Origin of the sequence: Neorhizobium sp. BT27B, from assembly GCF_050455485.1 — a bacterium.
Taxonomy (GTDB): domain Bacteria; phylum Pseudomonadota; class Alphaproteobacteria; order Rhizobiales; family Rhizobiaceae; genus Neorhizobium.
In genome coordinates this window covers 41,331-47,962 of record NZ_JBCIYT010000020.1, presented here as the reverse complement: position 1 = coordinate 47,962, position 6,632 = coordinate 41,331, and the positions used below count along the sequence as shown (strand labels likewise).

Here is a 6,632-nt window from a genome sequence, read left to right as displayed (position 1 = left end):
GCGGGGTGGAGCAGCCCGGTAGCTCGTCAGGCTCATAACCTGAAGGCCGCAGGTTCAAATCCTGCCCCCGCAACCAAACATTCCAAGGAAATGCCAAGGGTGATCGCTGGCGGGAAGACTTCATCTTCCCTAGTGATGGTAGCTCATCGTCCTCAAGGTCCATAACCTGAAGGGTTCGAAGGACGGTTCAAGTCCTGCCACCGCAACCACCGACACTTGTAAATTACCCCACTCCAGCTTTTTACATTCGAGCTCCTCAGCAAAATAGCCGAGGAGCTTTTTGCGTTTGACCGGACCGCGGCGCCGGCTCCCAATGAGATTATTCATAGTGATCACTAAAGATTAGTTGACAGCGAAAATCAAGCCGTTAGTGTTTATCGATCGATACAAATAAGGCGATGGCCGTCGCGCCCGTTTTTCGTCCGTCGTGGCCCCTGATTCCAGCTTCATGGAAAGGGGTCCCGGCAACCAGCCAAGGATTCCATTGGATGAGATTGAAGAAGTTTACCGGACTGGTACACGCGCTAGGCGTCCTGGTTCTGATGATGTTTTTGGCGTCGGCGGCAAATGCTGCCGAAAAGACCTACACCGTACAGTCGCCGGATGGGGTCGAAATCGCGGTTCAGGAAAGCGGAAACCCTGAAGGCAAACCGATCGTCTTCATCCATGGTCTGCTCGGCAGCCGCCTCAACTGGGCAGAGCAAACAAGCAGTGAGGAACTGCAACAGTACAGGATGATTACCTATGATCTGCGTGGCCATGGGCAATCGGACAAGCCGGATAATGCGGAATCCTATCGAGATGGGCGGCTCTGGGCCGATGATCTTGCGGCGGTGCTGAAGGCGAGCGACGCCAAAAAGCCGGTGGTTGTCGGGTGGTCGCTCGGCGGTGTCGTTATTTCGAACTACCTTGCTGCATATGGCGACGAAAATCTAGGAGGTGTCGTCTATGTGGATGGTGTTATCGAGCTCAATTCCGCTCTCATCACACCACATCGTGACGTCTATGCCGGTCTTGCATCCGACGATCTGAAAACGCACCTTGATGCGGTTCGAACATTTCTCGCCTTGTGTTTCCAGACGCAACCCGATGCGGCAACCTTCGAGCGACTTCTGTCGAATGCCGCGATGGCGTCCTGGGTTATGACAAAAACGGTTCCTTCCATGACGGTCGCTGTTGCGGCCGGCCTGCCCAAAGCCAAGGTGCCTGTCTTGTTGCTATATGGCGGTGAAGACACTTTGGTCATGACAGGCCCCAGTATCGCGCGCGCAAAAGACCTCAATCCTAGCATTGTCGCGAAGATCTATCCGAATTCGGGCCATGCACCGTTTTTAGAAGAAGCGGCCCGCTTCAACAGAGATCTCTCAGAATTCCGGAAATCTATCCCGTACGCAAAGTGATCGGCTTCGGGGCGAGCTTTCTCGCCCCGGTAGGCTGCCAAGCATCGCATCACCAACATATGCGACGGAATGCAAATGACCGGATGCAAGGCGACTGGTCGAGCAAGACGAGTGTCCCCCTTCAACAGTCCGCCGGCGGCAAAACTTGCTGTGGCGAAGGTTGCTGCGAACAGCAACCAAGGCGGAAAGCGATGATTTTCCTAATTAGCCGCTTGGCCCAGACCGTACGTCGTCCGCTCCTCGACCTGCGGCGAACAAGTCGAAAAGTGCTGAAAGACGTTTTTACATGGGCACGCGCGCTTGCCGTAGTGGGGGCGGGATCCGCGTTCAGTCATGCCTATCCAGCGGTGATCCCGTGAATCCAAGGTAAAAGCAGCTGGACTCAACACCGGCGGCTGATATCGAGCGGCGCTCCCATTGATCGTTCTACCATCGATGCTCGGTAGTCCTGTCTTTGATCAAGCCGGTTGCAATCTTCGAGACTACGTTCAGACGCTGCTCAGTGTCAGAATCTTCGAAGGCCTCGTCGAGCATATCAACGTAGCTCTGAAAACGTTCGAGTTCCTGCTCGAATACGCTCGCATGAGACCCCCCGTCGTAATGCAGATCGCCGAACTCCTGCGCTGCGGTGGCGAGAATAAAATAGCCGGCGGCTCGATCCGGTTCCGCCAGGGCTGCCTGCCGTGCTGCAACTGCCGCTGCCTGATAGGCACGTGCACCATTGCCCTTCTCGCGGATGATATCGGTGATGCTGCTGAACATGGAAACTTTCGCCTTTCCTGTCTGGTTTGAAACTGTTGCCCGCTCGGCCGTACCTGTGAAGCCGCCGAGGAATTGATAAAGAATGCCGGTTGCGAGGCCAAAGTCGTCGATCTCCATCGCTTCCTGCGGATTGTGCGAGCCGTTGCGGTTGCGAATGAAGATCATCGCCGAGGGAATGCCGGCCTTGGAAAACACGGCCGCGTCATGGCCGCCGCCCGAGGGAATGGCCGTTGCCGGCACGCCGGTGGTCTCCGATGCCGTTTGCAGCATGGCGATCAGCCTTTCGTCGCAGAGCGCGGGGCTGGTCCACAGCGCCTGGCCGAGGTCGAAACGGACGGCACGTTCACGCTCGATGCGCCCGACATGGGAGAGCACAAGCGCGTGCATCGTCTCCAGCATCGCGCTGTCCTGGCTGCGAATGTCGAGGCTGAATTCCACACTGTCGGGAATGCGGGAAAGAGCGTGTTTCTGCTGGTCAGTGGAAACCATGCCGCTGGTCACGACGAGGTCGCGGCCCTTGGCGACGAAATCGTGCCAAGCGGCATCGAGCACATTGAGGAGTTCGGCCATGGCCAGAACCGGGTCATGCCGGTAGGCCAGCGGAACGGCGCCGGAATGACCGGCCTCGCCGAAGCAGGCGATCTTCCTGTAGCGGAAATTGCCGCGGATGCCCGAAACGATCGCCGCCGGCAGATTGCGCTCGATCAGCACCGGGCCCTGTTCGATATGCACTTCCAGATAGGCGCTGACCGTCGCGCCATCGAGAAGCGGTTTGCCTGCGCGCACCGGTCCCATGTCGATGCCGGTGGCCTGCATGTGTTCGTCGAGCGTGCGGCCGTCTGCCCGGTGGCGTGCAGAAAGCTCATCGGCAGAAAGGGCGCCGAGCAGCGCTTTTGAGCCGATATAGCAGGGGCCGAACCAGGCGCTTTCCTCGCCGCGCATGGCAATCACCTTGACGGGAGCGGGAAAGATAAATCCTTCCCGGCAAGCGCGTACCAGGCACAGAAGGCCCGAAATAACGCCGGCGAGACCATCGAAATTGCCGCCGCGCGGTACGCTGTCCACATGCGAGCCGACCAGCGTGAAACGCGGTGCTGCCCGGTGTTCGGGCAGGCTGAAGACGACGTTGCGGCCGGCATCCCATTCCGCCACCAGGCCTTCCGATTGCGCGAAATCGATCAGGTATTCCAGTGTGGCCGCTTCGATCTCTGAAAAAGCCGGGCGGCTGACACCGTCGACGTCGGCGGTGTGGGCGGCGATCTCGGCAAACAGGCGCTCGGCCACGGCGAACAGGTCGAAAGCTTCCGCTGTCTTGAGAAGGGCGGCAGGCATCAGGCATACTCCGCAAGGGTGATGGTTTCGTCGGCCAGTCGTGCCGCGCCGATCAGCGCGTCGAGCGAGGCGAGGCCACGTGCGGCAAGCGTTGCCTCAAGCTCTGCCACCAGACGCGGCATGGTGTTCGGGCTGATGAAGGTTGCGGTGCCCACCTGCACGGCGCGGGCGCCGGCCATCAGGTATTCGATGACGTCATCGACGCTGGAAATGCCGCCGCAGCCGATCACCGGGATAGCAACGGCCTTGGCGCATTGATAGGTCATGCGCAGCGTGATCGGCTTCAGTGCCGGGCCGGACAGGCCGCCCATGACATTGCCCAGCCTGATTTCGCCGCTGCGGCTGTCGATCGCCATGGCCAGCATGGTGTTGGCAGTCACCAGCGCATCGGCACCGGCAGCTTCCGCCGCCTGCGCCACTTCCACCACCTCGCCTGTATTGGGAGACAGCTTTGCCCAGATCGGCAGGTGGGTGGCGGACCGGATCTTGCGGATGACGTCCTCGGTGGAGCCGGGGCGTATGGCAAAGGCCTTGCCATGGTCTTCGATATTCGGGCAGGAAATGTTGACCTCGATCGCCGCCACGCCCGGCGCGCTCACCTCTTCGGCAAAACGGGCAAAGTCGTCGGCGGTATTGGCGGAGATGCTGATCACCAGCGGAGCCTCGTAAGCGGCATAGAACGGCATGGTGTTTTTCACGAACAAGTCGGCGCCCTTGCTCGGAATGCCGATCGAATTCAGCATCGCGCCATTGACCTCGCAGACGCGCGGCACCGGATTGCCGGAGCGTTTTTCGCGGGTGATCGTCTTGGTGACATGCGCGCCGATGCAGTCGAGATCGAATACCTCGGCCAGTTCCTCGGAAAACGTCCCGGAGGCCGGCATGATCGGGTTTTTCAGCGTCAATGCGCCGATCCGGGTGGAAAGGTCGGCCATCACATCGCCTCCTGCAGATCGAAAACCGGGCCTTCGCGGCAGACCCGCAGGTTGACCGCGCCATCGGCGCGCCGGAAGGGGCGCACGCAGGCCTGGCACATGCCGATGCCGCAGGCCATGTGCTGTTCGAGCGCCACCTGTCCACCGATGCCGTGGCGCGTGCCGATATCCTGCAGCATGCGCATCAGGCGCGCGGAACCACAGGTGAAAAAGGCATTGATGCCGCGCGTTGCGATCAGCCCTTCGATCAAGGCCGTCAGGCTTTCGACGCCGGAATTGCCTTCTTCGTCGGTGACGGTGATGACCTCGGCACCGCAGTCTCGAAAAAGGTCGGTCGACATCAGCAGATCGGGAGAACGGGCGCTGCAGATCGCCGTCAGTGGCCGTCCGAGGCTGGCGCATTCCTTTGCCAACGGCGCAAGCGTTGCCAGTCCGACGCCACGGGCCAGGAGCAGCGGCCTTTGCCATTCCGGCCGGATCTCGAAACCCTGGCCGATCGGGCCGACGATATTCAGTGTGTCGCCCGCCTCGAGTTCGGCCAGCGCCCCGGTTCCGGTGCCTGCGACCTTGTAGAGAAAGGACAGTTCGCCCCTTTCCCGGTCATAGCCGTAGATGCTCATCGGCCGGCGGAAATAGGGCTGGAAACGATCCGTCTGCGGGCAGAGCAGGTGGAAGAACTGGCCGGGCCGGCAATCGAGCACGCAATCGGGCGCGGCAAGAACCATCAGGCGGTACTGGCCGTTCACCCATTCGTGGCTTTTGATGCGGGCCTCCAGCTCATGAATGGAAGGCTGCCGCACAAGGCCAGCGGGCGCAAAGGCTGAATCGGAAATGGCACGGAGGCTGGCTGACATGGCGGTTCCGGAAAGAAAAGGGGAAATGGGATGCCCGGCAGCGGTTGACCGCTGCTCAAGGACGTTTCTGTCATGGAAAGAGGCTTGCGACAGCTGGGGCATGCCCGTCGTCGCGCGCGGCCGGTGGCTGAGGATCAGCGTCGGGCGAAAAGGCGATCGGACGTCATAGGGCTCTCCATGCGTTCAAAAACAAAGCCTATTTTGGAACCGCGGATGCTGTCAAGATGATTCTCAAAAATGAGATTTTTCGCATGAAAAATATCCGCATTGCGAATTGTCCCGAGTTTGTTTAGGCATTCGAAGGTTTATCAATCCGCGAACGGGGGAATCGCCATGGACTTTGTGAGTTCCACCGAGGATGTCGGCCGTCGCCTGCGCGCCTTTCGTATGGGGGCCGGCCTCACGCCCGAAGACCTGGCAATCAGGGCAGGCGTGTCACGCGCCGCCATCTATCGATACGAATCCGGAAAACCTCCGAAGGTCGATACACTCGGCAAGATTGCCGATCTCCTCGGTGTTTCCCTGCCGACATTGTTGGGCGTCGGGGTTGAATATATCGCATCCGCCATCAGCTTCTTCGAGCGCATGCGCCAGATGGAAGAGGATGTCGACCAGATCACCGTGATGTTCGGGCCGATTTCCTACCTGCTGACAACGGACCGATACGACGAACTGCTACCGAAGATTTTCGATGAAAGCATCCCACAGGATGTCGACAACCGGCCGGCGGCGCTGCGCGATATCGGCGCGCTGATGGATATCCTCAAGGCCCGCAAGGAGAATTTTCGTCGCCGCAGCCCCAATATCGTCAGCCTCGTATCGGCCGCCGAACTGGAGGAATTCGCGCGCGTCGGCTTTGTCGGCGCCCATAATCCGCCCGATGTCGATCTGGCCAAGCGGCAGGCGGCGGCGCATGAAGAGATCCGCAACATCGTCCGCATGTTGCGCGAACAGCCGATCGGCGTGCAGATCGGCGTGGTGATCGATTCAATGCCGGGCGCCAGTTTCCAGGTGTTCAAGCGGGCAGACCGGGCGCAGGTCGCCGTCAGTCCGTTCCGGCTTGGCTCCTTCGCCAATATCCGTGTCGGCGTCGCCACCGTCACTGCCGCCACTGAGGCGGTGCAGCTTTACGGTAGCATGACCGACCAGTTGTGGCGGCGCAGTCTCAAGGGCGATCAGGCGGCGGATTTTATCGAAAAGACCGTTTTACAACGCCAGGTCAAGATATGAATCTTTCTCGCATTGCGCGTAAAAAGATATTCTTTTGATACAAATCTCATCTTTGAGAATTTTTGTTGCGTGGGTGAATGTTTTGTGAAAGCTTGCGGCCTTTCCCGGGAAAACTGGCG

The 6,632-nt window shown here is 59.7% G+C and carries 5 protein-coding genes; 2 read left to right on the top strand and 3 right to left on the bottom strand.

What is annotated here, in order from left to right:
- Window positions 1–488: 488 nt before the first annotated feature.
- Window positions 489–1,400, top strand: a complete 912-nt coding sequence (locus tag AAIH70_RS29595) for an alpha/beta fold hydrolase (protein ID WP_132278078.1) — start codon at window positions 489–491, stop codon at window positions 1,398–1,400.
- 426 nt (window positions 1,401–1,826) lie between these two features.
- Here the strand turns inward: AAIH70_RS29595 and AAIH70_RS29590 are convergent, their stop codons facing one another.
- Genes AAIH70_RS29590 through AAIH70_RS29580 form a run of 3 tightly spaced genes read right to left on the bottom strand, consistent with a single transcriptional unit; the run spans window position 1,827 to window position 5,283 of the window.
- Complete coding sequence (locus AAIH70_RS29590) at window positions 1,827–3,494, bottom strand: hydantoinase/carbamoylase family amidase (protein WP_132278080.1); 1,668 nt, start codon at window positions 3,492–3,494, stop codon at window positions 1,827–1,829.
- On the bottom strand, window positions 3,494–4,429 hold the full coding sequence (locus AAIH70_RS29585; RefSeq protein WP_132278082.1) for a dihydroorotate dehydrogenase: 936 nt from the start codon (window positions 4,427–4,429) through the stop codon (window positions 3,494–3,496). Before AAIH70_RS29585 ends, AAIH70_RS29590 begins: the two co-directional genes overlap by 1 nt.
- The gene (locus AAIH70_RS29580) at window positions 4,429–5,283 is read right to left on the bottom strand and encodes a dihydroorotate dehydrogenase electron transfer subunit (RefSeq protein ID WP_132278084.1); all 855 of its coding nucleotides are present in this window, start codon (window positions 5,281–5,283) and stop codon (window positions 4,429–4,431) included. The genes AAIH70_RS29585 and AAIH70_RS29580 overlap by 1 nt, the downstream gene beginning before the upstream one ends.
- Before the next feature lie 333 nt (window positions 5,284–5,616).
- Between AAIH70_RS29580 and AAIH70_RS29575 the strand changes: the two genes are divergently transcribed.
- Complete coding sequence (locus tag AAIH70_RS29575; RefSeq protein ID WP_132278086.1) at window positions 5,617–6,513, top strand: helix-turn-helix domain-containing protein; 897 nt, start codon at window positions 5,617–5,619, stop codon at window positions 6,511–6,513.
- Window positions 6,514–6,632 lie beyond the last annotated feature (119 nt).

Excerpts from the sequence above, each read along its gene's own strand:
- AAIH70_RS29595 (WP_132278078.1), top strand. The coding sequence starts at position 489 with ATGAGATTGAAGAAGTTTACCGGACTGGTACACGCGCTAGGCGTCCTG.
- AAIH70_RS29590 (WP_132278080.1), bottom strand. The coding sequence starts at position 3,494 with ATGCCTGCCGCCCTTCTCAAGACAGCGGAAGCTTTCGACCTGTTCGCC.
- AAIH70_RS29585 (WP_132278082.1), bottom strand. The coding sequence starts at position 4,429 with ATGGCCGACCTTTCCACCCGGATCGGCGCATTGACGCTGAAAAACCCG.
- AAIH70_RS29580 (WP_132278084.1), bottom strand. The coding sequence starts at position 5,283 with ATGTCAGCCAGCCTCCGTGCCATTTCCGATTCAGCCTTTGCGCCCGCT.
- AAIH70_RS29575 (WP_132278086.1), top strand. The coding sequence starts at position 5,617 with ATGGACTTTGTGAGTTCCACCGAGGATGTCGGCCGTCGCCTGCGCGCC.